The organism is Streptomyces sp. AM25 (genome assembly GCF_058146165.1).
Genome location: NZ_JBKIWN010000133.1, coordinates 81,937 through 106,297, shown reverse-complemented (window position 1 = coordinate 106,297; position 24,361 = coordinate 81,937). Strand labels below are relative to the sequence as shown.

The 24,361-nt window shown below is 71.7% G+C and carries 22 protein-coding genes and 1 pseudogene; 16 read left to right on the top strand and 7 right to left on the bottom strand.

The window, feature by feature from the left end; all coding sequences use genetic code 11:
- Positions 1-206 precede the first annotated feature (206 nt).
- The 12 genes and pseudogenes from ACLHRZ_RS37825 to ACLHRZ_RS37770 all read left to right on the top strand — a co-directional run bounded on the left by ACLHRZ_RS37825 (position 207) and on the right by ACLHRZ_RS37770 (position 14,295).
- Positions 207-1,499 (top strand): DUF6716 putative glycosyltransferase, encoded by a 1,293-nt coding sequence (locus ACLHRZ_RS37825; protein WP_490423362.1) that lies wholly within the window; start codon positions 207-209, stop codon positions 1,497-1,499.
- Positions 1,500-1,531: 32 nt separating this feature from the next.
- Positions 1,532-2,764 (top strand): cytidylyltransferase domain-containing protein, encoded by a 1,233-nt coding sequence (locus ACLHRZ_RS37820; protein WP_490423112.1) that lies wholly within the window; start codon positions 1,532-1,534, stop codon positions 2,762-2,764.
- Between the two features lie 32 nt (positions 2,765-2,796).
- On the top strand, positions 2,797-3,732 hold the full coding sequence (locus ACLHRZ_RS37815) for an N-acetylneuraminate synthase family protein (RefSeq protein WP_490423111.1): 936 nt from the start codon (positions 2,797-2,799) through the stop codon (positions 3,730-3,732).
- Between the two features lie 13 nt (positions 3,733-3,745).
- Entirely contained in the window at positions 3,746-4,999 is a 1,254-nt protein-coding gene (locus ACLHRZ_RS37810) for a hypothetical protein (protein ID WP_490423110.1), read from the top strand.
- 106 nt (positions 5,000-5,105) lie between these two features.
- Positions 5,106-6,338, top strand: coding sequence for an amidohydrolase (locus ACLHRZ_RS37805; protein ID WP_490423361.1), 1,233 nt, complete (start codon positions 5,106-5,108; stop codon positions 6,336-6,338).
- Positions 6,339-6,470: 132 nt separating this feature from the next.
- Entirely contained in the window at positions 6,471-7,502 is a 1,032-nt protein-coding gene (locus ACLHRZ_RS37800; RefSeq protein WP_490423109.1) for a BMP family lipoprotein, read from the top strand.
- A gap of 211 nt (positions 7,503-7,713) precedes the next feature.
- A pseudogene (locus tag ACLHRZ_RS37795) lies at positions 7,714-9,303 on the top strand (ABC transporter ATP-binding protein); the annotation flags it as partial.
- Positions 9,304-9,445: 142 nt separating this feature from the next.
- Positions 9,446-10,552 (top strand): ABC transporter permease, encoded by a 1,107-nt coding sequence (locus ACLHRZ_RS37790; RefSeq protein ID WP_490423108.1) that lies wholly within the window; start codon positions 9,446-9,448, stop codon positions 10,550-10,552.
- Positions 10,549-11,835 (top strand): ABC transporter permease, encoded by a 1,287-nt coding sequence (locus tag ACLHRZ_RS37785; RefSeq protein ID WP_490423107.1) that lies wholly within the window; start codon positions 10,549-10,551, stop codon positions 11,833-11,835. The genes ACLHRZ_RS37790 and ACLHRZ_RS37785 overlap by 4 nt, the downstream gene beginning before the upstream one ends.
- Positions 11,832-12,233 (top strand): cytidine deaminase, encoded by a 402-nt coding sequence (locus ACLHRZ_RS37780; RefSeq protein ID WP_490423106.1) that lies wholly within the window; start codon positions 11,832-11,834, stop codon positions 12,231-12,233. Before ACLHRZ_RS37785 ends, ACLHRZ_RS37780 begins: the two co-directional genes overlap by 4 nt.
- Before the next feature lie 82 nt (positions 12,234-12,315).
- Positions 12,316-13,599 carry a thymidine phosphorylase gene (locus tag ACLHRZ_RS37775; RefSeq protein ID WP_490423360.1) on the top strand — a complete coding sequence of 428 codons (1,284 nt, stop codon included), beginning with the start codon at positions 12,316-12,318 and terminating at the stop codon, positions 13,597-13,599.
- Between the two features lie 96 nt (positions 13,600-13,695).
- Positions 13,696-14,295 carry a Uma2 family endonuclease gene (locus tag ACLHRZ_RS37770; RefSeq protein ID WP_490423105.1) on the top strand — a complete coding sequence of 200 codons (600 nt, stop codon included), beginning with the start codon at positions 13,696-13,698 and terminating at the stop codon, positions 14,293-14,295.
- 68 nt (positions 14,296-14,363) lie between these two features.
- Here the strand turns inward: ACLHRZ_RS37770 and ACLHRZ_RS37765 are convergent, their stop codons facing one another.
- Positions 14,364-15,653, bottom strand: a complete 1,290-nt coding sequence (locus ACLHRZ_RS37765) for an MFS transporter (protein ID WP_490423104.1) — start codon at positions 15,651-15,653, stop codon at positions 14,364-14,366.
- A gap of 62 nt (positions 15,654-15,715) precedes the next feature.
- Here ACLHRZ_RS37765 and ACLHRZ_RS37760 point away from each other — a divergent pair, with 62 nt between their 5' ends.
- The gene (locus ACLHRZ_RS37760; RefSeq protein WP_490423103.1) at positions 15,716-16,702 is read left to right on the top strand and encodes a LysR family transcriptional regulator; all 987 of its coding nucleotides are present in this window, start codon (positions 15,716-15,718) and stop codon (positions 16,700-16,702) included.
- Positions 16,703-16,857: 155 nt separating this feature from the next.
- Here the strand turns inward: ACLHRZ_RS37760 and ACLHRZ_RS37755 are convergent, their stop codons facing one another.
- Positions 16,858-17,640, bottom strand: a complete 783-nt coding sequence (locus ACLHRZ_RS37755; protein ID WP_490423102.1) for an alpha/beta hydrolase — start codon at positions 17,638-17,640, stop codon at positions 16,858-16,860.
- Positions 17,641-17,744: 104 nt separating this feature from the next.
- Here ACLHRZ_RS37755 and ACLHRZ_RS37750 point away from each other — a divergent pair, with 104 nt between their 5' ends.
- Complete coding sequence (locus ACLHRZ_RS37750; protein ID WP_490423101.1) at positions 17,745-18,872, top strand: adenosine deaminase; 1,128 nt, start codon at positions 17,745-17,747, stop codon at positions 18,870-18,872.
- A gap of 198 nt (positions 18,873-19,070) precedes the next feature.
- Positions 19,071-19,442, top strand: coding sequence for a hypothetical protein (locus tag ACLHRZ_RS37745; protein WP_490423100.1), 372 nt, complete (start codon positions 19,071-19,073; stop codon positions 19,440-19,442).
- Positions 19,443-19,527: 85 nt separating this feature from the next.
- Here ACLHRZ_RS37745 and ACLHRZ_RS37740 read toward each other — a convergent pair whose 3' ends face one another.
- The 5 genes from ACLHRZ_RS37740 to afsQ1 form a co-directional block, all read right to left on the bottom strand.
- Complete coding sequence (locus ACLHRZ_RS37740) at positions 19,528-19,734, bottom strand: PspC domain-containing protein (RefSeq protein ID WP_490423099.1); 207 nt, start codon at positions 19,732-19,734, stop codon at positions 19,528-19,530.
- 120 nt (positions 19,735-19,854) lie between these two features.
- Positions 19,855-20,457 (bottom strand): VanZ family protein, encoded by a 603-nt coding sequence (locus ACLHRZ_RS37735; protein ID WP_490423098.1) that lies wholly within the window; start codon positions 20,455-20,457, stop codon positions 19,855-19,857.
- Positions 20,458-20,523: 66 nt separating this feature from the next.
- The gene (locus tag ACLHRZ_RS37730; RefSeq protein WP_490423097.1) at positions 20,524-21,120 is read right to left on the bottom strand and encodes a hypothetical protein; all 597 of its coding nucleotides are present in this window, start codon (positions 21,118-21,120) and stop codon (positions 20,524-20,526) included.
- Positions 21,117-22,670 (bottom strand): ATP-binding protein, encoded by a 1,554-nt coding sequence (locus ACLHRZ_RS37725; protein ID WP_490423096.1) that lies wholly within the window; start codon positions 22,668-22,670, stop codon positions 21,117-21,119. The genes ACLHRZ_RS37730 and ACLHRZ_RS37725 overlap by 4 nt, the downstream gene beginning before the upstream one ends.
- 34 nt (positions 22,671-22,704) lie before the next feature.
- The gene (gene afsQ1 / locus ACLHRZ_RS37720; RefSeq protein WP_171079808.1) at positions 22,705-23,382 is read right to left on the bottom strand and encodes a two-component system response regulator AfsQ1; all 678 of its coding nucleotides are present in this window, start codon (positions 23,380-23,382) and stop codon (positions 22,705-22,707) included.
- A gap of 195 nt (positions 23,383-23,577) precedes the next feature.
- Between afsQ1 and ACLHRZ_RS37715 the strand changes: the two genes are divergently transcribed.
- Positions 23,578-24,333 carry a SigE family RNA polymerase sigma factor gene (locus tag ACLHRZ_RS37715; RefSeq protein ID WP_490423095.1) on the top strand — a complete coding sequence of 252 codons (756 nt, stop codon included), beginning with the start codon at positions 23,578-23,580 and terminating at the stop codon, positions 24,331-24,333.
- Positions 24,334-24,361 lie beyond the last annotated feature (28 nt).

The following is a 24,361-nucleotide window of genomic DNA, read 5'->3' as shown; positions in this document are numbered from 1 at the left end:
GCGCTCCGGCATTTACTCTGGCCGCGGCCGGAAGCGTAGGTGAACGAAGCGGGTCGGAACGATGAACCGGGCCTGCGCGTCAACCGATTCGCCGATCGTCGTTGTGCTGTTTACCGGTTGTTGTGCCCGTGTTGGGCAACGAAACGGAATGAATTCCTATCGTCGGCGGCGTGCCCACACGTACCGAATCCCCGCCGCGGGTCGCCGTGCTCGCGGACTCCGACACGCGATGGAAATGGGGAGCACTCACCGCGCACCGGCTGGTGCCCGGCGCCCGGCCGGACGGATTCCTGCTGCGGGGGCGGGCGACGCCCACGGTGCGGCAGCTCGCCGAGGTCGGCGTCGAGGCCGGCGCGGTGCGCGAGGTCACGGGTGTCGAGTTCATCCGCTCCGCGGACCGGGACCGGTACGAGGTGATCGTGCTCGCGTGCGTCGGCGGAGCCGTCCAGGCCCTGCTGCACGGGCTGGGGCACGCGTGGGCCGGGGCGGCACGGCGGCCCGTCGTGGTCACCGGCTACGTAGGGGTCGTGTACGAAAAGCTCGCCGACGGGCTGCTGTTGCGGCACGGGGCGGACATGGTCCTGGCCAACTCCCGGCACGATGCGGAGCGTTTCTGTGCCGTGTACGCCGGAGCGGGCGCCGGCGTGGAGAGCGTCACCGAGTGCGCCCTGCCGTTCCTCGGAGGAGAGCCCTACGAGGCCGGGTGCCACATCCGGCCGTACACCGTGGTGTTCGCCGCCCAGCCCTCGGTGCCGGAGAGCCGCGCCGACCGGATGTACCTGCTGGAACGCGCCGCCGGGCACGCCCGGCTGCACCCGGACCGCGAGGTCCTCGTCAAGCTCCGCAGCAAGCCCGGAGAACACACCACGCACATCGAGGAACACCCGTACCAGAAGCTGGCAGCCCGGCTGAAGGGCGGCCTGCCCCCCAACGTCCGCCTGGTGTACGGGCACATGGGCGAGGTCCTGGACCGTGCCGACCTCCTCGTCACCGTCAGCTCCACCGCCGCCCTGGAGTCCCTGCACCGGGCGGTCCCCACGGCCGTCCTCACCGACCTCGGCATCCGCGAGCCCCTCGGCAACCACCACTTCCTCGGCTCCGGCTGCCTCGCCTCCTGGGACGAGCTCGACGCCGGCCTGCTGCCCGTCCCCGACCCGGAATGGACGGCCCGGCAGGGGGTCGCGGTCGGGCAGAGGGCGTACGAGCAGGCCTTCACCACCGCACGCGAGCGGGTCGCCCACCTCCGCGCGCAACCCGAACTCCCGCCGCTCGCGCCCTACTACACCGCGCGCACCGCCCCCGGCTACCTCCCCGGCATCCTCGCCCGCCACGGCTTCGACCCCCGCGGCCGCCCCCTCCCCGGCCGCGCCGCCCCCGAACGGCCGGAGAGCGCCCTGCGCCGCGCCACCCGCAATGCCCTGCGCGACGCGGCCCGCGGCGCCTACCGGCACGGGGTGCAGCGCGTGGCCCCCGTCATCCGGCGGCTGGGGGAGCTGTGACACCGACCCCGAAATCCTCCGAGGAGCGCACCATGCCCGCCGTCCTGGCCGTCGTCCCCGCACGCGGCGGTTCCAAGGGGGTGCCCGCCAAGAACCTCGCCCCGGTCGGCGGCGTGCCCCTGGTCGTCCGCGCGGTACGGGCCTGCCGCTCGGCACGCCTGGTCACCGACGTCGTCGTCTCCACCGACGACCCGGCCATCGCGGCCGCGGCCCGCGAGGCGGGCGCGGAGGTGGTCCGGCGCCCGGACGCGCTCGCGGGCGACACCGCCACCAGCGAGGCGGCGGTACTGCACGCGATGGACGCGTACGAGACCGCGCACGGCACACCGGTGGACACGGTCCTGCTGGTGCAGTGCACCAGCCCGTTCCTCACCGGGGAGGACGTCGACGCGGTCGCCGCCGCGGTCGTCGAACAGGGCGCCGACAGCGCGCTGACGGTCGCCCCGTTCCACGGATTCGTATGGCGCACGGCCCCGGACGGGCCGGCCGTGCCCGTCCAGGGAGGCGGCCGCACCGCGGCGGACCGGGCCGACGACGCGCACGGGGTCAACCACGACAAGTCCCACCGCCCCCGCCGCCAGGACCGCCCGCAGGACTGGCTGGAGACCGGCGCCGCCTACGCCATGCGCGCCGCCGGATTCCGCGCCGCCCGGCACCGGTTCTTCGGCCGCACCGAGCTCGTACGGACCGACGCCGCACGGGTGTTGGAGATCGACGAGCCGCACGACCTCAAGCGGGCCCGGGCCCTCGCGCCGCTGCTCGGCACCGGCAACAGCAGGCCCGCCCTGGACGACGTCGACGCCGTTGTCCTCGACTTCGACGGCACCCAGACCGACGACCGCGTCCTCATCGACGCCGACGGCCGCGAACTCGTCGCCGTCCACCGCGGCGACGGGCTCGGCGTCGCCGCGCTGCGCCGCGCCGGGCTGGCGCTGCTGATCCTCTCCACCGAGACCAACCCCGTCGTCGCCGCCCGCGGCCGCAAGCTCGGCATCCCCGTCGTGCACGGCAGCGCGCACAAGGACCACGCCCTCAAGCAGTGGTGCGAGGAGCGCGGCATCGCCCCCGACCGGGTGCTCTACGCCGGCAACGACGTCAACGACCTGCCCTGCTTCGGCCTCGTCGGCTGGCCCGTCGCAGTGGCGGACGCCCACGGCTCCGTACGGGCGGCAGCCCGCGCGGTGACCTCCGCACCCGGCGGCAGCGGCGCCGTCCGGGAGATCGCCTCGTGGCTCCTCGGCCCCGAACTCGGCTCCGAACTCTGACCGTCCCCTTCCCCTTAAGGAACCGCCTCACCATGAGTCCCGCCAGCACCGCAGCACGGACCCGCCTCCTCGGCGAGAAGCCCGTCGGCCCCGGCCACCCCGTCTACGTCACCGGTGAGATCGGCATCAACCACAACGGCGACCTGGACACGGCGTTCGCCCTCATCGACGCCGCCGCCGACGCCGGCTGCGACGCGGTGAAGTTCCAGAAGCGCACCCCCGAGGTCTGCACCCCGCGCGACCAATGGGCCCTGGAGCGGGACACGCCCTGGGGCCGGATGACGTACATCGACTACCGCCACCGGGTGGAGTTCGGCGAGGACGAGTACCGCAGGATCGACTCGTACTGCCGTGAGCGCGGCATCGCCTGGTTCGCCTCGCCCTGGGACACCGAGTCCGTCGCCTTCCTGGAGAAGTTCGACCTGCCCGCCCACAAGGTCGCCTCCGCCTCGCTCACCGACGACGAACTCCTGCGCACCCTGCGCGCCACCGGCCGCACCGTGATCCTGTCGACCGGCATGTCGACCCCGAAGCAGATCCGGCACGCCGTCGAGGTCCTCGGCAGCGACAACATCGTGCTCTGCCACGCCACCTCGACCTACCCGGCCAAGGCCGCCGAGCTCAACCTGCGCGTCATCCACACCCTCCAGGCCGAGTACCCCAACGTCCCCATCGGCTACTCCGGTCACGAGACGGGCCTGCAGACCACCCTCGCCGCGGTCGCCCTCGGCGCCGCCTTCGTCGAGCGGCACATCACCCTCGACCGCGCCATGTGGGGCTCCGACCAGGCGGCCTCCGTCGAACCGGGCGGCCTGCAGCGGCTCGTGCGCGACATCCGGGTGGTCGAGGAGTCACTGGGCGACGGCGTGAAGCGGGTGTACGACAGCGAGCTCGGTCCGATGCGCAAGCTGCGCCGGGTGGCGGGCGTCGTCGCCGAGGGCGGCGACCGCGAGCCCGTCGCCGTCTGACGGGCGCGCCACGGTGACCTCTCCCGCGGGGCCCTCTGACGGCCCCACCCCGGAGGCGGCGGCCACTCCCGTCCGCCGTCTCCGGGGCCCCCGCAGCGCGCAGGACCCGGCCCGCACGCTGGCCTTCGTCGAGAGCCCCGTCCAGCTGCTGAACGTCCTCGAATGGGCGCACCTCGGCGCGTCCCGGCGCCCGCCGCGGCAGCCCGTGGACGGTGTGCCCCGGCAGCCCGGACCCTGGGACGTCGAGACGGAGCCGCCGGACGACGCCGATGACCCGCTCGGTCTGCTTGACCTGCTCGTTGTCGTACTCGCCCCGCACGACCCCATGACCCGTGGCCAGCTGCGCCGCATGGCCGAACTGGCCCGCGACCAGGGGCACCGGGTGCAGTGGACGGAGGCCCGGGGCGGCCCGGCGGCGCCCGTGCAGACCGTCGGCGCGCTCGCCGGTCCGCTGCGCCGGGCGCACCGCGTCGTCATTGGCGACCCGTTCTCGCGCTACGTGCAGCTGCTGCTGACCATCACCCGGGCCCGGGAGCTGGTGGTGGTGGACGACGGCACGGCCACCATGGAGTTCGTCTCCCAACTCGCCCGGGGGGAACGGCTGGTGAGGTGGCACCGCAGGGGCGAACGCGGGGCGCGTGACCTCCTCTTCGCGCCGGTCTCCGCTTCTGCGCGCCGGAGGCTCACCCCGAACGACCGCCGGAGCGTGGAGATCTTCACCTCCATGCCCGTCGAGGCCCCGCCCGGAGTGACCGTCACCGCCAACGACTTCGCCTGGACCCGCGCCTCCTTCGGCCCGCCCCGCCTCACCCGCACCACGGACCTCGTGGGCACCAATCTGGTCGAGACCGGAGTGGTGGACCCCGAGCGCTATCTGGCCGCCGTCGCCGCCCTGGCCGAGGCCCACGGCGCCACCCGCTACTTCGCCCACCGCCGCGAGAGCACCGACAAGCTGCGCCGGATAGCCACCGGCCTCGGCCTGGAGGTCGTGCGCCCCGAGCTGCCGCTCGAACTGATCGCCCGCCGCGGCCCCATAGGGCGCACCGTGCTCAGCTTCCCCTCCACCGTGGTGCACACCCTGCCGCTGGCCCTCGCCGGCACCGGCGTGACCGTCGCCGTGTGCGACATCGACCCCGACTGGCTCACCGAGCACGCCTCGCCGCGCGCGGAGGGCTTCCTCTCCGGGGTCACCGGCACCGCCCGCGAGGTACACCGGCTGCCGCGGATGCCCGTACCCGCGCGGTGTGTCGCCGAAGGTACGCCGTAAATACGGGTCATACCCCTCGGCAAACCCATCCATGCGGCTGAACTTTTCTTGATCGATGGGTAGTTGCCCCATTCGGGGCTCTAATCTTCCAAGGGTGAATCATCTGATGCCCTGCGAAGCCGACCCCGACACTGCCCCGGGCGATCTGCCCGGCGCGCTGCCCCCGGGGCTGCGCGCCGAACTGATCGCCTTCCGCCGGGACTTGCACATGCACCCCGAACTGGGCAACCGCGAGTTCCGCACCACCGCGGCGGTACGGGAGCGGCTCGAAAAAGCAGGCCTCAGACCGCGCACGCTCACCACCGGCACCGGGCTCATCTGCGACATCGGACGGGACGGCGCCTCGTACGCCGCCTCCGGCCGTCCCGTCCTGGCGCTGCGCGCCGACCTCGACGCACTGCCCATCCCGGACACCAAGACCGTCCCCTACCGGTCGACCATCCCGGCCATGGCCCACGCCTGCGGCCACGACGTGCACACCACCGTCGTGCTCGGCGCCGGGCTCGTCCTCGCCGGGCTCGCGGAGCAGGGGCTGCTGCCGCACCCGGTCCGGCTGGTCTTCCAGCCCGCCGAGGAGGTGCTGCCGGGCGGCGCGCTCGACGCCATCGAGTCCGGGGCGCTGGACGGGGTGGGCCGGATCCTCGCGGTGCACTGCGACCCCAAGGTCGAAGTGGGCCGGATCGGGCTGCGCATCGGGCCGATCACCTCCGCCTGCGACCGCCTGGAGGTCAGCCTCAGCGGCCCCGGCGGCCACACCGCCCGCCCGCATCTCACCACCGACCTGGTGACCGCCGCCGCCCGGGTGGCCACCGACGTGCCGGCCCTGCTCGCCCGCCGCGTCGACACCCGGATGGGCCTCGCCGTCACCTGGGGCCGGCTGGAGGCGGGCCACGCCCCCAACGTGATCCCGCAGGACGCCCGGCTCTCCGGCACGGTCCGCTGCCTGGACATCGAGGCCTGGCGGGAGGCGCCGGACATGGTGCACGCCGCCGTCGACGAGGTCGCCGGGATGCACCGCGCCAAGTCGGAGATCAGCTACGTCCGGGGGGTGCCCCCGGTGATGAACGACCCGGAGGCCACCGGCCTGCTGCGGCGCGCCATGTCGGCGCGCCGCGGTCGTTATGCCGTGGAGGACACCGAGCAGAGCCTGGGCGGCGAGGACTTCTCCTGGTACCTGGAGCACGTCCCCGGCGCGATGGCCCGGTTGGGTGTCCGCCCGGTGGGGGATACGACCCGCCGTGACCTGCATTGCGGTGATTTCGACGTGGACGAGGGCGCGATCGAGGTGGGGGTGGAGCTCTTCACGGCCGCGGCTTTGCTCGATGGCAACCGAATGTGAGCATTCGCGTCGGGAAGTGTTCGCGACGAATCGATAACGGCTTGCCTACACCCCTTTTATCTGCATCTACGCGCGTTACGATTCCCGCGAACCAGCGCCAATGGAGGCGCTTCGCAAGTGAAGGGGCCCTCTGTGCGCCGGGTATCCACCATCACTGTCGCGGGCATCAGCACCGCGGCTCTCGCATTCACTCTTTCCGCCTGTGGCTCTTCCTCGACCGAGTCGAGCGGTGGCTCGGGCAAGGGTGTGGGCCTCGCCTTCGACGTCGGCGGCCGTGACGACCACTCCTTCAACGAGTCCGCCTCCCGTGGTGTGGACAAGGCCAAGAAGGACCTGGGCATCGACAACAAGATGATGACCGCCAAGAACGGCGAGACCGAGGCAGACCGTGAGCAGCGGCTGACCTCCCTCGCCGACGCGGGCTACAACCCGGTCATCGGCGTGGGCTTCAACTACGCGAAGTCGATCGAGAAGGTGGCCAAGGACTACCCCAAGACGACCTTCGGCATCGTCGACTCGGTCGTCCCCGGCAACAACATCGACAGCATCACCTTCGGCGAGCACGAGGGCTCCTACCTTGCGGGCGTCGCCGCCGCGCTGAAGTCGAAGAACCACAAGGTCGGCTTCATCGGCGGCGTGAACAACGCGCTGATCCAGAAGTTCCAGGCGGGCTTCGAGCAGGGTGTGAAGGACACGGACTCCAGCGTCCAGGTCACCTCGCAGTACCTGTACCCGAACAACGACAAGGGCTTCAACGACCCGGCGGCCGCCAAGGACAAGGCCAAGGGCATGCTCGACTCGGGCATCGACGTGATCTACACCGCGGCCGGCCTCTCCGGCAACGGTTCGATCGAGGCCGTCGCCGGCCAGAAGGGCGCCTGGGCGATCGGCGTCGACTCCGACCAGTACCAGCAGCCGGGCCTGGAGCAGTACAAGAACTCCATCCTCACCTCCGTGGTGAAGAACGTGGACGTCGCGGTCTACGACCTCGTCAAGAGCGTCAAGGACGGCAAGGCGATGACCGGCGAGCACAAGTACCTGCTGAAGGACGACGGCGTCTCGCTGTCCACCTCCGGCGGCTTCATCGACGACATCAAGGACAAGATCGAGGCCGCGAAGAAGAAGATCGTGGACGGCCAGGTCACGGTCCGCACCTCTCCGTGATCTGAGGACCGGTCGGCACCGGTCCATGGACACTGCGGGCCCGGCGGGGGAACATTCCCGCCGGGCCTGTGCATACGGGTCAACGCTACGCGCGTAGCGCTCAGTTGGCCCTTATAGGGTCGCCCCGCCCGTCCCGTCCCCCGCTCCCTTTCTCCAAGGAGAGTGCGCCATCAAAGCGTCCACCGAAGAGTCCAGCAGTACCGCCCCCGCAGTGGAACTCGCGGGAATCACCAAGCGGTTCCCCGGCGTCGTGGCCAACCACGACATCCACCTGACCGTCCGCCGCGGCACCGTCCACGCCCTCTGCGGCGAGAACGGCGCAGGCAAGTCCACCCTGATGAAGATCCTCTACGGCATGCAGAAGCCGGACGAGGGCACCATCACGCTCGACGGCGAGCAGGTCACCCTGAACAGCCCCGCCGACGCCATCACGCGCGGCATCGGCATGGTGCACCAGCACTTCATGCTCGCCGACAACCTCACCGTCCTGGAGAACGTGGTCCTGGGCGCCGAGAAGCTGCACGGCATCGGCGGCAGGGCCCGCGCGAAGATCAAGGAGATCTCCGACGCCTACGGCCTCGGCGTGCGCCCCGACGTCCTCGTCGAGGACCTCGGCGTCGCCGACCGCCAGCGCGTGGAGATCCTCAAGGTCCTCTACCGCGGCGCGCGCACGCTGATCCTCGACGAGCCCACCGCCGTCCTGGTCCCCCAGGAGGTCGACGCGCTCTTCGACAACCTGCGCGAGCTCAAGTCCGAGGGCCTGACGGTCATCTTCATCTCGCACAAGCTCGGTGAAGTGCTCTCCGTCGCCGACGACATCACCGTCATCCGGCGCGGCACCACCGTCGGCACCGCGGTCCCCAGCGAGACCACGCCCAAGCAGCTCGCCGAGCTGATGGTCGGCGAGGAACTGCCCTCGCCGGAGACCCGCGAGTCCACGGTCACCGACGTCCCGATGCTCACCGTCGACGGCCTGCACCTGTCGGCCACCGACTCCGACGGCGTCGTGCGCGCGGTGCTCGACGGCATCTCCTTCACCATCCACAAGGGCGAGGTCCTCGGCCTCGCGGGCGTCGAGGGGAACGGCCAGGCCGAGCTCGTCGAGGCCATCATGGGCATGCGCTCCCCGGACGCCGGCACCGTGACCCTGGACGGCGAGGACATCACCAAGGCCCCCACGCGCAAGCGCCGCGAGGACGGCATCGGGTACATCCCCGAGGACCGCCACCGCCACGGCCTGCTGCTGGAGGCCCCGCTGTGGGAGAACCGCATCCTCGGCCACGTCACCGAGCGGCCCAACAGCAAGCACGGCCTGATCGACACCAAGGCGGCGCGCGCCGACACCGAGCGCATCGTGCGCGAGTTCGACGTGCGCACGCCCGGCATCGACGTCACCGCGGCCTCGCTGTCCGGCGGCAACCAGCAGAAGCTGATCGTCGGCCGCGAGATGAGCCACCTGCCCAAGCTCCTCATCGCCGCCCACCCCACCCGGGGCGTGGACGTCGGTGCGCAGGCGCAGATCTGGGACCAGATCCGCGAGGCGCGCCACGAGGGCCTGGCCGTGCTGCTGATCTCCGCCGACCTGGACGAGCTGATCGGGCTCTCCGACACCCTGCGGGTGATGTTCCGCGGCGGCCTGGTCGCCGACGCCGACCCGGCCACGATCACCCCGGAGGAGCTCGGCTCCGCCATGACCGGCGCCGCCAGCGGCCACCTCGAACACCACGAGGAGGGCGGGCAGGACGACGGCGGGCAGGACGACAGCGGGCAGGGCGAGCCGAAGTCCGGCGGGAAGCCGAAGCCGCCGGAGCGGGGCGCGTCCCCGGAGCCGGCGGCCGGGCCCCGGAAGGCCGGTGCGTCCCCGCAGGCCAAGAAGCCCGGGAACAACCGGAACAGCAACTCCAAGAACAAGAAGAACAAGAAGAAGCGGAGGCGGTGACGAAGTGAAGAAGATCGACAAGAACAGGCTGATCCTGGGCCTCGCCGCCCCGGTCCTGGCGATCGTGGCCGCCCTCGCCATCACCTCGATCATCATCGGCGTCACCGGCAAGGACCCGTTCCACGCCTACCAGGTGATGATCGACTTCGGCTCGAAGGCCGACAGCCAGGTCTGGATCATCAACAAGGCGACGCCGTACTACCTTTCGGCGCTGGCGGTGGCCGTCGGCTTCCGGATGAACCTCTTCAACATCGGCGTCGACGGCCAGTACCGCATCGCGGCCTTCTTCGCCGCCGTCGTCGGCGGTGCGCTGACGCTGCCGGGCTTCATCGAGATCCCGGTGATCATCATCGTGGCGATGGCGGTCGGCGCGCTCTGGGCGGGCATCGCCGGTCTGCTGAAGACCAGCCGCGGCGTCAACGAGGTGATCAGCACGATCATGCTGAACGCCATCGGCGCCTCGGTCATCGGCTACTTCCTGCAGGACGGCCGGCTCGCGAAGAAGGAGGGCAACCTGATCCACACGCCCTACCTGCCGGACTCCGCGCACTTCTTCGAGATCCCGACCCAGACCAAGCCGATCTACGGCTTCGTGGTGATCGCCGCCCTCGCCGGCCTCGCCTACTGGTTCCTCCTCAACCGCACCCGCTTCGGCTTCGACCTGCGCACCGTGGGCCAGTCCGAGACCGCGGCCCAGGCCAGCGGCGTGAGCGTCAAGCGCATGGTGATCACCTCCATGCTGATCTCCGGTGCCCTCGCCGGCCTCGTCGGCATGCCGACCCTGCTCGGCGTCTCGTACAACTACGGCACCGACTTCCCCACCGGCATCGGCTTCACCGGCATCGCCATCGCCCTGCTCGGCCGCAACAACCCCGTCGGCATGGCGCTCGCCGCCCTGCTCTGGGGCTTCCTCGAACGCACCGGCACCCAGCTGGAGTTCGAGGGCTATGCGCAGGAGATCGTCGGCGTGATCCAGGGCGTCATCGTCCTGTGCGTCGTCATCGCATACGAGCTCGTCCGCCGGTACGGACTCAAGGCCCAGCAGCGGAAGGTCGGCGAGGAGCTCGCCGCCCAGGCCCGCAAGAGCGACAAGGCGGAGGTATCCGCGTGAGTACGACCTTCACCACTGCGCTCGCCAAGAGGCTGCGGAGCAACAACGACGACGGGAAGCGCAAGCTCTCCTACCCCGTCGTCCTGCTGATCGTCGCCGGCGGACTGGTGCTGCTCTCGGCGCTGCGCGTGATCACCGGCGCCGAGGACCTCACGTCCGCGGGCCAGTTCAGCGGCGCGCTCGGCGCGGCCGTGCCGATCGGACTCGCGGGCCTCGGCGGCCTGTGGGCCGAGCGGTCCGGTGTCGTCAACATCGGCCTCGAAGGCATGATGATGCTCGGCACCTTCTGCGCCGGCTGGATGGGCTGGCAGCACGGCCCCTGGGCCGCGGCCCTGGCGGGCGTCGTCGGCGGTGCGCTCGGCGGCCTCGTGCACGCCCTCGCCACCGTCACCTTCGGCGTGGACCACATCATCTCCGGTGTGGCCATGAACATCCTGGCCCTCGGCATCACCCAGTACGCCGCCAAGACGCTCTTCGGCGCGGAGGGCAGCGCGGCGCAGCAGGCCGGCGGCAACGACAAGCAGTCGCCGCCCATGCCGAACATGGGGAACTTCTCCATCCCCGGCCTGTCGGACTGGCTGACGTCGGTCGAGAAGCACCACTGGTTCCTCGTCTCCGACCTCGCGGGCATGCTCGACAGCCTCGTCGACGGGGTGTCCTGGCTGACGATCGTCGCCGCCGCGCTGTTCGTCGGCACGTTCTTCGTGCTGTGGCGCACGGGCTTCGGCCTGCGGCTGCGGTCCTGCGGCGAGAGCCCGGTGGCCGCCGAGTCCCTCGGCGTCAACGTCTACGTGTACAAGTACGCGGCCGTCATCGTCTCCGGCGCCCTCGCGGGCCTGGGCGGTGCGTTCCTCGCCATCGGCACGCACATGTACTCCGACGGCCAGACCGGCGGGCGCGGCTACATCGGTCTCGCCACGATGATCTTCGGCAACTGGCGTCCGGGCGGCGTCGCCATGGGCGCGGGCCTGTTCGGCTTCATGGACAGCCTCCAGCTGCGCTCCGGCGGCCCGACCGTCCACGCGCTGCTGCTGCTCCTGGCGGTGCTGCTGATCGGCCTGGCCGCGTGGCGGCTCAAGCAGGGCAAGCAGAAGCCGGCGCTGATCAGCGCGGGCATCGCGGTGGCGCTGGCCGTCTGGTACGCGCTGACCAAGACCGTGCCGCTGGAGTTCGTCGACGCCACCCCGTACGTGGCGACGCTGCTGGTGCTGTCGGTCTCCGCGCAACGGCTGCGGATGCCCAAGGCCAACGGCAAGCCGTACCGGAAGGGACAGGGCAAATGACCTCTTCCGTCCAGGTCGACTGGGAAGCCCTGCGTGCGCACGCCCGGGACGCCATGTCCCGGGCCTACGCCCCGTACTCGGACTTCCCCGTGGGGGCCGCGGGCCTGGTCGACGACGGCCGTGTCGTCACCGGCTGCAACGTGGAGAACGCCGCGTACGGCGTGGCGCTCTGCGCCGAGTGCGGAATGGTTTCCGCACTCTTCGCCTCGGGCGGCGGCCGGCTCACGGCCTTCACCTGCTGCGACCGCCACGGCAACGTCCTGATGCCGTGCGGCCGCTGCCGCCAGCTGCTGTGGGAGCACGGCGGCCCCGAGCTCGCGGTGGACACCACGTCCGGCATCCGCCCGCTGGCGGAGCTGCTGCCGGATGCGTTTGGTCCCGCCGACCTCAATCGCTGACAATGTCATCGAACGCCTGACGGGCTGGGAGGAACCACGACCGGCCCGTTCGGCGTTCGAGCACCCATGACGTAAGGAAGCACTGCCGATGGACGCCATTTCCGTCATCCGCACCAAGCGTGATCGCGGCCGCCTGAACGACGAGCAGATCGACTGGATCATCGACGCGTACACGCGCGGTGAGGTCGCCGACGAGCAGATGTCCGCCCTCGCGATGGCCATCCTGCTCAACGGCATGGACCGGGCGGAGATCGCCCGCTGGACCGCCGCGATGATCAAGAGCGGCGAGCGCATGGACTTCTCCTCGCTGCCGCTGCCCACCGCCGACAAGCACTCGACCGGCGGCGTCGGCGACAAGATCACCCTGCCGCTGGCCCCGCTCGTCGCCGCGTGCGGCGCCGCCGTCCCGCAGCTGTCCGGCCGCGGCCTCGGCCACACCGGCGGCACCCTCGACAAGCTCGAGTCCATCCCCGGCTGGCGGGCCCTGCTCTCCAACGACGAGATGATGGACGTCCTGCGCAACGTGGGCTCCGTCATCTGCGCGGCGGGCGACGGCCTGGCGCCGGCGGACAAGAAGCTGTACGCGCTGCGCGACGTGACCGGCACGGTCGAGGCGATCCCGCTGATCGCCAGCTCGATCATGTCGAAGAAGATCGCCGAGGGCACCGGCTCGCTGGTCCTGGACGTGAAGGTCGGCTCCGGCGCCTTCATGAAGAACATCGAGGACGCGCGCGAGCTCGCCTCCACCATGGTGGGCCTGGGCACCGACCACGGTGTCAGGACGGTCGCGCTGCTCACCGACATGTCCACCCCGCTCGGCCTCACCGCGGGCAACGCGCTCGAGGTCCGCGAGTCCGTCGAGGTCCTCGCGGGCGGCGGCCCGGCGGACGTCGTCGAGCTGACCATCGCCCTGGCGCGCGAGATGCTCGACGCGGCGGGCGTGAAGGACGCCGACCCGGCCAAGGCCCTGGCCGACGGCTCCGCCATGGACCACTGGCGCCGCATGATCATCGCCCAGGGCGGCGACCCGGACGCCGTGCTTCCGGTGGCCCGGGAGCAGCACGTGGTGAAGGCCGCCTCGACGGGCGTCCTCACCAAGCTGGACGCCTACGCCGTGGGCGTCTCGGCCTGGCGCCTGGGCGCGGGCCGCGCCCGCAAGGAGGACCCGGTGCAGGCCGGCGCGGGCATCGAGATGCACGCCAAGCCGGGCGACTCCGTCGTGGCGGGGCAGCCGCTGATGACGCTGCACACGGACACGCCGGAGAAGTTCGACTATGCGCTCGCCGCGCTGGACGGTGGCGTGGAGATCGCCGCCGCGGGGACGGCGTTCACGCCGAACCCGATCGTGATGGGGCGGATCGCATAACCGACGCTGCTCGTACGGGTGAACGGGATCGGTGGACCTCCGCCGGTCCCGTTCGTCATGCTGGGATCGGTGATGTTCCGACACAAGGAGACCGCCGTGAGCGCACTCCCCATGGACTACTCGCAGGGCCCCGGCCCCGAGTGGGACGAGCTCGTCCGCATCTGGGAAGAGACGGATGCGCCCGAGGGCTGCAAGGTGGAGATCATCGAGGGGATCATCACCGTGTCACCAGCGCCTGCCAACAGGCACAACGTCATCGCAGGAAAGCTTCAGCGCTCCCTCTACACGGTGATTCCGGAGGACTGGGGGATCTATCAGACGCTCGCGGTCTCTGTGCCGTCGCGCAGTGGCTTGTTCATCCCCGACCTGGTGGTGGCGCCGGAGTCCGAACTCCTTGAGCTGTCCGAGTCCGAGCAGTACATTCCCGCGGCTGCCTCGGCGTTCGTCGCGGAGATCACGTCGAAGTCCAGCCTCCGGCACGACCGGGTCAGCAAGCCTGCGGCGTATGCGCACGCTGGAGCACCCCTCTATCTCCTTGTCGACAGGTGGGCACAAGGCGGACCGACCATCACGCTGTACGGCGAGCCGAAGGACGATGTCTACCGAATCCTGCAGGCCGGGAAGTTCGGCGATGAGATCCACCTCCCCGAACCGTTCGACCTCGTGATCGACACCGGCACTTTCCCCGCCACCTGACAGCGAAGGGCCCGCCCCCACCAGGACAGGTGGCGGGGCGGGCCCTTCGGGTTCTGTGGCGCGGCGCCCTACGCCCGCATCGCCAACCGCCGCTCCACGAGCGCCTTCCGGGTCGCGTACAGGGTGACCGCAGCCGCACCCACCATCGCCAGCAGGCCCAGGACCACCGTGCCGTCCCAGCCCGCCTCGCGGAAGGCCGTTGCGCCCAGTGCGCCGCCCACCGAGCTGCCCGCGTAGTACGCCGTCTGGTACAGGGCCGAGGCCTGGGCGCGGCCCGTCTTCGCCGTGCGGCTCACCGAGGAACTCGCCACCGCGTGGCCCGCGAAGAAGCCGGCCGTGATGAGGATCAGCCCGGCCAGCACCGCCGGCAGTGAACTGCTCAGCGTCAGCAGCAGACCCAGCGACGTCGTGCCCAGCGCCAGGTACAGCGCACCCCGCCGGCCCAGCCGGCCCACCAGCTTGCCGGCCGCCGCCGACGAGGCCGTGCCGACCAGGTAGACCAGGAAGATCGAGCCCACCACGCCCTGCGGCAGCGAGAACGGGGCCGCCGCCAGGCGGTAGCCGACGACCGTGTAGACCGCGCCGAAGACGGTCATGAAGAGCGCGCCGATCGCGTACAGCCGGCACAGCAGCGGGTCCGACAGGTGCGTCCCGAGCGTACGGGCCAGGTTGCGCACCGACAGCGGGGCCGGCGCGAAGTGCCGGGCCCGGGGCACCAGGACGCGGAACGCCAGCGCGCACACCACCGCCAGGGCGCCGACGGCGGCCAGGCCCGCCCGCCAGCCCCAGGCCTGCGTCACCCAGCCGGCCAGGATGCGGCCGGTCATGCCGCCGATCGCATTGCCGGCCACGAACAGCCCGATCGCACCGACCAGCGCCTTCGGCCGCACCTCCTCCGCCAGGTACGCCATCGCCGACGCCGGCACCCCGGCCAGCGCCGCACCCTGCACGGCGCGCAGCGCGACCAGCCACCCCAGGCCCGGAGCCAGCGGCACCAGCAGCGCCAGCAGCGCGGCGACGCACAGCCCCGCGGTCATCATCGTGCGCCGCCCGAAGCGCTCGGAGAGCGCGCTGAGCGGGACGACGGCGACGGCCAGTCCGCCGGTCGCGGCGGAGACGGTCCAGCTCGCCCGGTCCGGCGTCACCCCGAGGTCGTCGGAGATCGCGGGCAGCAGCGCCTGCGTGGAGTAGAGGAGGGCGAACGTGGCGACACCTGCGGCGAAGAGCGAGAAGCTCATCCGGCGGTAGCCGGGCCCGCCGGGGGTCAGCCGGGTGTCGGTGGAGGCGGCGGGGGACGGCTGGGCAGCGGCATCCGGACGCGCTATGGCGGCGGATGCCCCGGTATCGGCGGGAGGCATGCCTCAAACATTGCACCCTGCATCTCATGCGTCCAATGCACAGAATGGGGATAATCGATGCTGTGCTGCATGAGCCGAGGTCAGCGCGGTCCCTGTCACCGCGTGGCAACGAAAAAGACATCCCTGCAACAGTCGACGTCGAGGCCGACTCGTGGGCGGCGGCGCTGACTCCGCGCCTCGCGCAGTTCGTCGCCGTCGCCCGCCAGGAACACGTGACGCGCGCTGCGCACCAGCTGGACATGCCGCAGTCCACGCTCAGCCGCTCGATGGCCCGCCTCGAACACGACCTGGGCGTCGCGCTGTTCGCCCGCCACGGGCGCACCGTCTCGCTCACCGCCGCGGGCCGCGCCTTCCTCGGCTCCGTCGAGCGTGCCCTGTACGAGGTCGACCGCGCCGCCGAGACCCTGCGCGAGGACGCGGACCCCGCCTCCGGCAAGATCGCCTTCGGCTTCCTGCACACGATGGGCTCCGAGACCGTACCCGGACTCATCCGCGCCTTCCGCGCCGACCACCCGCGGGTGCGCTTCCAACTCGTCCAGAACTACGGCGAGGCCATGCTGGAACGGCTCCGCGACGGCGGGCTCGACCTGTGCCTGACCTCGCCGGTGCCGGACGCGCCGGACCTGGTGGCGCGCCGGCTCGACGAGCAGAAGCTGCGGCTCGTCGTCCCCGACGACCACCGGCTGGCCGCCCGCAGACGCGTGCGCCTCGCCGAGGCGTCGGCCGAGCTCTTCGTCACCCTGGAACCGGGATACGGGCTGCGGCGCATCACGGACGCGCTGTGCGCGGAGGCCGGTTTCGCACCGAAGGTGGCGTTCGAGGGCGAGGACCCGGAGACGCTGCGCGGCCTGGTGGCCGCGGGCCTGGGCGTCGCCCTGCTCCCACCGCCGGCCGTGCCGCGTCCCGGCATCGTGGAACTCACGGTGACCGCTCCGCGCGCGGTACGGGAGATCGGGGTGGCGTGGCTGGACGGCCACCCGGACACGCCGCCGGTGGCCGCGTTCAAACGGTTCCTGCTGTCCCGCAGGGGGCAGTTGCTGCACCGGTGACGTTGCGCGGGCCTGCGCCCGGTCCGGCACCGCCGGTCACGCAGCCGTGGGCCGAGCGCCGTTGCGGCGGAGTCATAGAGGCTGCCCTGCCTCTATGACTCCGCCGCAACGGTGAGCAACCACCGACAACCGGTCCGGCGGTGCCGAACCAACCGTCAGTACCGCAACGACTCCCCGAAGCCGGCGGCCAGCGGCATGCGCAGCCCCAGCGGCGGCGGAGCCGCCAGGGCGTCCGTGAGGGGGCGGGCGTACGGGTGGCCGAAGAGTGAGCCGCGGACGAAGTCGGCCGCCAGGGCGAGGACTTCGGGGCGGTGCTCGGCGAGGGCGTGGCCGTCCGAGTGGACCTCGAAGCGGCACACGTCGCGGTTGACCTTCTTCGCCCGCTCCGCCAGCCGGAACGACAGATCCGGGTCCGTGCGCGTGTCGTTGGTGCCGTGCACCAGCAGCACCCGCCGCCCGGCCAACTGCCGTACCGGGTCCGGGTCCAGCACCGCCTCCGGGTCCGGCAGCCACGGCGCCAGGGCCAGCACCGCCGTCACGGCCGGGTGCCCGGCCGCCCGCAGTGCGGCCCGGGCGCCCATGCCCGTACCGATCAGGCACACCGGTACGTCCCCGTAGCGCCGCAGCACCTCCCCGGCCGCCCACGCCACGTCGTGGACCGGGTCCGCGGAGCCGCCGTTCCAGCCCGCGCGGCGGTACCGCACGACATGGGTGACGAGGCCGTCCGCCCCGGCCGCCCGGGCCAGCCGGCGGGCCAACGGCCGCTGGGCGGCGAGCGCGAGGGGCGAGGGGCGGCGCCCCCCGGCGGCCCGGCCCGCGGGCAGCAGCAGGGCCGCCGCGTGCACGGCGTCCTCGGCGGTTCCGGAGCCTCCGGCGCCGAGCGGCTTTCCGAGCCGGGGCGCCCCCGCCCGTTCTCCCGACAGCGCTTCCTGAGCCATGGCAGACAACGATGGCAGAAGGCCGGGCCGTGTCCACCCGGCCGTCGGGTCACCGTTCCGTATCGTTCGCCGACATCTACGCGCGTAGGGGCTACAGTGCCGAAATGACGAGCGAGACCCACTCCCAACCGACCACCCTGCCGACTCCCGAGCAGATCCGTCGCGCGCCGAAGGTGCTGCTCCACGACCACCTCGACGGTGGGCTCCGCCCCGGCACGGTCGTCGATCTCGCCCGCGAGACGGGCTACGACAAGCTTCCCGAGACGGACCCGGACAAGCTGGGCGTCTGGTTCCGGGAGGCCGCCGACTCCGGTTCGCTGGAGCGCTATCTGGAGACGTTCGCGCACACCTGCGCCGTCATGCAGACGCGGGACGCGCTGGTCCGGGTCGCCGCCGAGTGCGCCGAGGACCTCGCCGCGGACGGCGTCGTCTACGCCGAGGTGCGCTACGCCCCCGAGCAGCACCTGGAGGCCGGGCTCACCCTCGAAGAGGTCGTCGAGGCCGTCAACGAGGGCTTCCGCCAGGGCGAGCGGCGCGCCAAGGAGAACGGCCACCGCATCCGCGTCGGCGCGCTGCTCACCGCCATGCGGCACGCCGCCCGCGCCCTGGAGATCGCCGAACTGGCCAACCGCTACCGGGACTCCGGCGTCGTCGGCTTCGACATCGCGGGCGCCGAGGCGGGCTTCCCGCCCACCCGCCACCTCGACGCCTTCGAGTACCTGAAGCGCGAGAACAACCACTTCACGATCCACGCCGGCGAGGCCTTCGGCCTGCCGTCGATCTGGCAGGCCCTGCAGTGGTGCGGCGCCGACCGGCTCGGCCACGGCGTGCGGATCATCGACGACATCGAGATCGCCGAGGACGGCAGTGCCAGGCTCGGCCGGCTGGCCTCGTACGTGCGGGACAAGCGCATCCCGCTGGAGATGTGCCCGACCTCCAACCTCCAGACGGCGGCAGCTGCTTCGTACGAGCAGCACCCGATCGGTCTGCTCCGCAAGCTGCACTTCCGGCTCACGGTGAATACCGATAATCGTCTGATGAGCGGTACCAGCATGAGCCGCGAATTCGAGCACCTGGTCAAGGCCTTCGGCTATTCGCTCGACGACATGCAGTGGTTCACCGTCAATGCGATGAAGAGCGCCTTCATCCCATTCGATGAACGTCTGGCCATGATCAACGATGTGATCAAGCCGGGATACGCCGAGCTCAAGGCCGAGTGGCTGTTCCGTTAAGCCGCCACCGGAAAGCGTCTGACCTGTGGTTCGGCCGCCGGTCGGAGCCTCTTGCGCAAGACAGCCGAATACCGCGGACACGGCCGGGACTTCATCGGGTCCCGGCCGTGTCGTCTATTGCGGCCCACTCGTTCTCGTGGCTAGGTTGCAGTGCCGCTGCACATATCCCCGTTCCCCCGTCGCGAGGACAGAATTCAGATGAAGCCAGGATCCCTCAAGATTCTCGGTGCCGCCGCGCTCGGTGTTTTCGTCGCGGCCGCCGGGGCCGGCACCGCGTCCGCGGCCACCGGAGTCGTAGAGTCGGCCGCCGACACCGCCGTCACGGCGTGGCAGACCGTTCCCGCCCAGCAGGTCGGCCAGTTGGTGCCCGCGGGCGGCCCGGTCGTCCGCAGCACGGACGAGGTGATGAACTCGCACCTGCCGCAGCAGGTGGGCAGGGCGGCGGACATGGCCATGGACAACAAGCTCGACCGCAACCTGCACCCCATGGACAACAAGGGCAACAAGGGCCTGCTCGGCCTGGTGCCTCCCGGGGTGATCCCGGCCAAGGGCCTCTCGCTCGGCCGCTGACGGCAGGACTGAAGAACAGCGCGACGGCCGCGCACCCGGCGGGTCCCGGGCGCGCGGCCGTCGCGCGTTCGTGTGCGGTCACGGGTCACCAGGCGGAGGACTCCTTGTCCCCTTCCGAGGGCAGCAGGATCCACAGCGCGAGGTAGAGCAGGAACTGCGGGCCGGGCAGCAGGCACGACAGCAGGAACAGCACCCGCATCGTCGTGCGGGACGTGCCGAACCGCTGGGCCAGGCCCGCGCAGACTCCGGCGATCATCCTGTGGTGACGGGGGCGGACCAGCGGGGCGGACATGACGGACTCCTCGCGAGTGGGGATCCCCCCCCCATGCCCGTTCAGGGCTATGGGGGACAGTGCGGGAACGTTTCCCGACATCCACCACGCTACGGGCGCGATCCTGAGCAAAGCGTCACTCTACGGGGCGATCCCGACCCTGGGCATCGTAGGGGTCAGGCTCCGGTCCCGGTCCTCCCGGAGGAGGGGGCGGCGGGCGGCCGCGTCCTTCCGGAGTCCACCCCCGGGGTCCGCCCTGCGACCGGTGCCGGCCCCCGCCCGCCTGCGCAGCCGCGCCCGCACCAGCGGGACCACCGCCAGGTGCGCCAGCGTCACCCCCGCCACGTTCAGCAGCAGCGCATCGGCGTCCAGGATCTGCCCGGCCACGCCGCTCTGCACGACCTGCAGGGCGAGGGAGAGCATGGCGCAGGTGAAGACCGTGCGCATCAGCGAGCCCACCGGCGACACGTCGAGCCGGCCGCCCGCCCACGGCAGCAGCACGCCCAGCGGCGCGTAGGGCACGACCCCCGCTCCTATGGCCCAGGCCGCGTCCCACGGGTCCAGCGCCAGGTCGGCGCGGATCGTGGCCAGGGGCTCCAGATGCACGGCGGTCACCCAGGGTGCGGTCAGCGGGCGCAGGGCGAGCCAGCCGAGCACGAGGAGGTATGCGGCCAGGAGGACGCAGCCCGCGACGCGGTAGCGGTATCGGAGGGCGGGCGTACCGCCATAGCCATGACGCTGCACGCCCCTACGGACGCCGCGCGCGGGGCGTGCGGTTCCGCCTGCCGGGCACGGAGAGTCAGCGCTGCGTCAAGAGACGGTGGCGCCCGTTCCGCGGATGCTCTCCGGGTGCGTGCGCAGTTCGTCGGTGCACTGGTAGCCCTTGGGGTCGTCGTCCCCCGGCCCGCCCAGGATCACGGTGCCCCGGCCGTCGGCCGCCGCGGTGCCCCCGAAGGTGCACACGAGTTGGGCCAGGGCCACGGGAGGCAGCTGGTCGGGGGCGGTGTTCAGGCGCAGCGTGCCGGCGGGGTCGCCCTTGTGCGGGGCGCCGACGCCGAGCCTGGAGGGGACGGAGGTGGAGAATCCGGCCTCGTCCTCGGCGGGCGAGGGCTGCCGGCGCAGCTCCTCCAGGAGCGCGGAGGCGACCTGCACGGCGTCGTCGGCGGCGGGGAGCACGACCGCGCGCGTCACGGGCAGTAGCTGAGAGGTGCAGACCAGTTGGACGGACACGGTGACGCTTCCGGTGGGCAGCGCGTTCTGTGCGCCGGGGCGCACGACACACGTCGCGCGCGACGGGGCGCTGCCCGCGTCCACGGGGACGGCCGTGCCGCGGATGCCGCAGCCGGCGAGCAGGGCCAGCCCGGCGGCCAGCGCGGCGGTGCGGGCGGCGGTGCGGCGGCGTCTCACTGCCCGCCCCCTTCCGCCGTGCCGCCGTCGTCCTCGCCGTCCTCGGTGAGGCTGGAGGCGTCGCGGGGCAGGGTGAGCGTGAACACGGCACCGCCCTCGGGGGAGTTGGCGGCGGTGATCTTGCCGCCGTGGATGTGCGCGTTCTCCAGGGCGATCGACAGGCCCAGCCCGCTGCCCTCGGAGCGCGGCCGGGAGGCGCTCGCCTTGTAGAAGCGGTCGAAGACGTGCGGCAGCACGTCCTCCGGAATGCCGGGGCCGTGGTCGCGGACGTCGATGCGCAGCGAGTCGTCCTCGGTCCGCACGGAGACGCGCACCGGGGAGCCGCCGTGCTTGAGGGCGTTGCCGATGAGGTTGGCGAGGATGACGTCCAGGCGGCGCGGGTCGAGGCGGACCACGATGCCGCGCTCGGCGTCCAGTTCGACGGCGTCCAGCCAGGCACGGGCGTCGATGCAGGCGGTGACCTGGTCGGCGACGTCCACGTCGTCCAGGACCAGCCGGGCCGTGCCCGCGTCGAAGCGGGTGACCTCCATCAGATTCTCCACCAGGTCGTTCAGGCGCCGGGTCTCGCTGACCACGAGCTGCACCGCGGGCGCGATCATCGGGTCGAGGGAGTCGGCCTCGTCCTCCAGCACCTCGGTCACCGCGGTGATCGCGGTCAGCGGGGTGCGCAGCTCGTGCGACATGTCGGCGACGAAGCGGCGGCTCGAGGCCTCGCGTGCGCTGAGCTCCTCGACGCGCTTCTGCAGCGCCTCGGCGGTCCGGTTGAACGTCCGTGACAGATCGGCCAGTTCGTCCGTGCCCGAGACCTGCAGCCGGGTGTCCAGCTGGCCCTCGCCGAGCCGCCGGGCAGCCTCGCCGAGCCGCTGCACGGGCCGCAGCACCGTGGAGGCGGCGGCCTGCGCGAGCAGGGCGGAGCCGATCAGCGCCAGGCCGGTGGCGATACCGAGCGACCAGGCAAGGGAGTTGAGGTCGGCGCGCTCGTTCTCCAGGGACTTCAGCAGGTACCCGGTGGGCCCGCCGCCGATCACCTTGGCGCCGCCCACCAGATAGGGCTTCCCGCCGAGCGTGATCCGCTGCCAGTACAGGTGGTACGGGTACGGGTTCGACTCGTCCACCCGGCGCTCCCGGTTCACCGCCGTGACCAGGGTCTGCGGCACGACCTTGAGCGGGAACAGGTCGCGGTCGGACGGCGCGGCGCAGTCGCCGCCGCCCTTGACCTTGCCGATCAGCAGCACCTCGTACTTCTGCGAGGTGGCCGCCATCCGGTCCGCGGCCTCCTGCAGTTCGGGGCAGGTGGGCAGCAGCGGCAGGGAAGCGGTGTTGTCCTGGAGGGACTTGCGGAAGTCGTCCAGGGCGGCGTTCTGGGTCCGGGTGAGGACCGCGTCACGGTTGAGCCAGTAGGCGATGGCGGACGCCGACACCGCGGCCGCCAGGGCGACCAGCGCGAAGACGAGCATCAGCCGCAGCCGCAGGCTGATCCACCGCACGCTGAGCTTCAGCACGTTCCTGGTTGCGGCCCAGCCCCGTACCCGACCGGGCTTGTCCGTCACTGTGCGCTCTCTGTGTTCTCGTTCGTGCTCTCGTTCACTGCGGGGCGTCCAGGCGGTAGCCGACGCCGCGGACCGTGCGGATGAGGGTGGGGGAGGACGGCACGTCCTCGACCTTGGCCCGCAGCCGCTGGACGCAGGCGTCCACCAGCCGGGAGTCGCCCAGGTAGTCGTGCTCCCAGACCAGCCGCAGCAGCTGCTGCCGGGACAGCGCCTGCCCCGGCCGGCGGCTCAGCTCCAGCAGCAGCCGCAGCTCGGTCGGCGTGAGCTGGAGGTCCTGGCCGTTCTTGGTGACCGTCATCGCGGAGCGGTCGATCACCAGCGAGCCGAACGTCGCCGAGTCGCTGGACTCCCGCTCGCCGCGGCGCAGCACGGCCCGGATCCGGGCGTCCAGCACCCGGCCCTGCACCGGCTTGACCACGTAGTCGTCCGCGCCCGACTCCAGGCCCACCACGACGTCGATGTCGTCGCTCCGGGCGGTGAGCAGGATGATCGGCAGCTGGTCGGTGCGCCGGATCCGGCGGCACACCTCGAAGCCGTCGATCCCGGGCAGCATGACGTCCAGCACGATCAGGTCCGGCCGCTGCTCGCGCAGCAGCTTCAGACCGTCCTCGCCGCTCGCCGCGGTCACCACGCGGTGACCCTGGCGGGACAGCGACATTTCGAGGGCCGTGCGGATGGCGTCGTCGTCCTCGATCAGCAACAGGAAAGGCACGGTGGTCATTCTGGCCTAAGAGTGGCCGGTAGTTCGACAGACGGACCCTGTCACGACCCCGGCTTCGCCTGTTGCAGGGCTGTGACAGTCGGCGGACAACGCGATGAAACTGGCCCGGCAGGCTGTGATGCACCGGGCAAGACCAAGGTCCGGGAGCACTACCGGACCGGCCGGCTCCACGACGGGGGGCGCGAGATGAACACCCTGCACGCCACGACGACGACCAGCGCAGTTCGCACGCGCCTGCACGACGCCGGCAGGGGTTCGGAGAAGTCCGGGGCCGTGGGAGGACGGGGGTGCTCCCGCGGCACCGGACGCGTCCGGCCGCCGTACATGGTGGCCGTGGATGCAATCGCGTACGGGGAGAAGCCTGCTGCGGCGGCCGATGTCACCGACATCACGGGGGGACGCCGGCAGAGCGCTTCGCGGGCGGAGGCCGAGTTCACCGCCTACGTCCAGGAGCGCCGGGCCTCCCTGTACGCGACCGCCTACCACCTGACCGGCGACCGGTACGAGGCCGAGGACCTGCTGCAGAGCGCACTGTTCTCCACGTACCGCGCCTGGGACCGGATCACCGACAAGGCCGCGGTCGGCGGCTACCTCCGCCGCACCATGACCAACCTGCACATCAGCGCCTGGCGCCGGCGGAAGCTCAACGAGTACCCGACCGAGGAACTGCCGGAGGCCGCCGCCGAGCACGACGCGATGCGCGGCACGGAACTGCGCGCCGTCCTCTGGCAGGCGCTGGCCCGACTGCCCGAACTGCAGCGCACGATGCTCGTCCTGCGCTACTACGAGGGCCGCACGGACCCGGAGATCGCCGAGATCCTGGACATCAGCGTCGGCACGGTCAAGAGCAGCATCTGGCGCTCGCTGCGCCGGCTGCGCGACGACGAGGCCATCGCCAACGGTCGCGCGGTCGAGGAGTGCTTCGGGGAACTGGTCGCCTGAGAGACCTGGGGACAACGGGGGACACGGG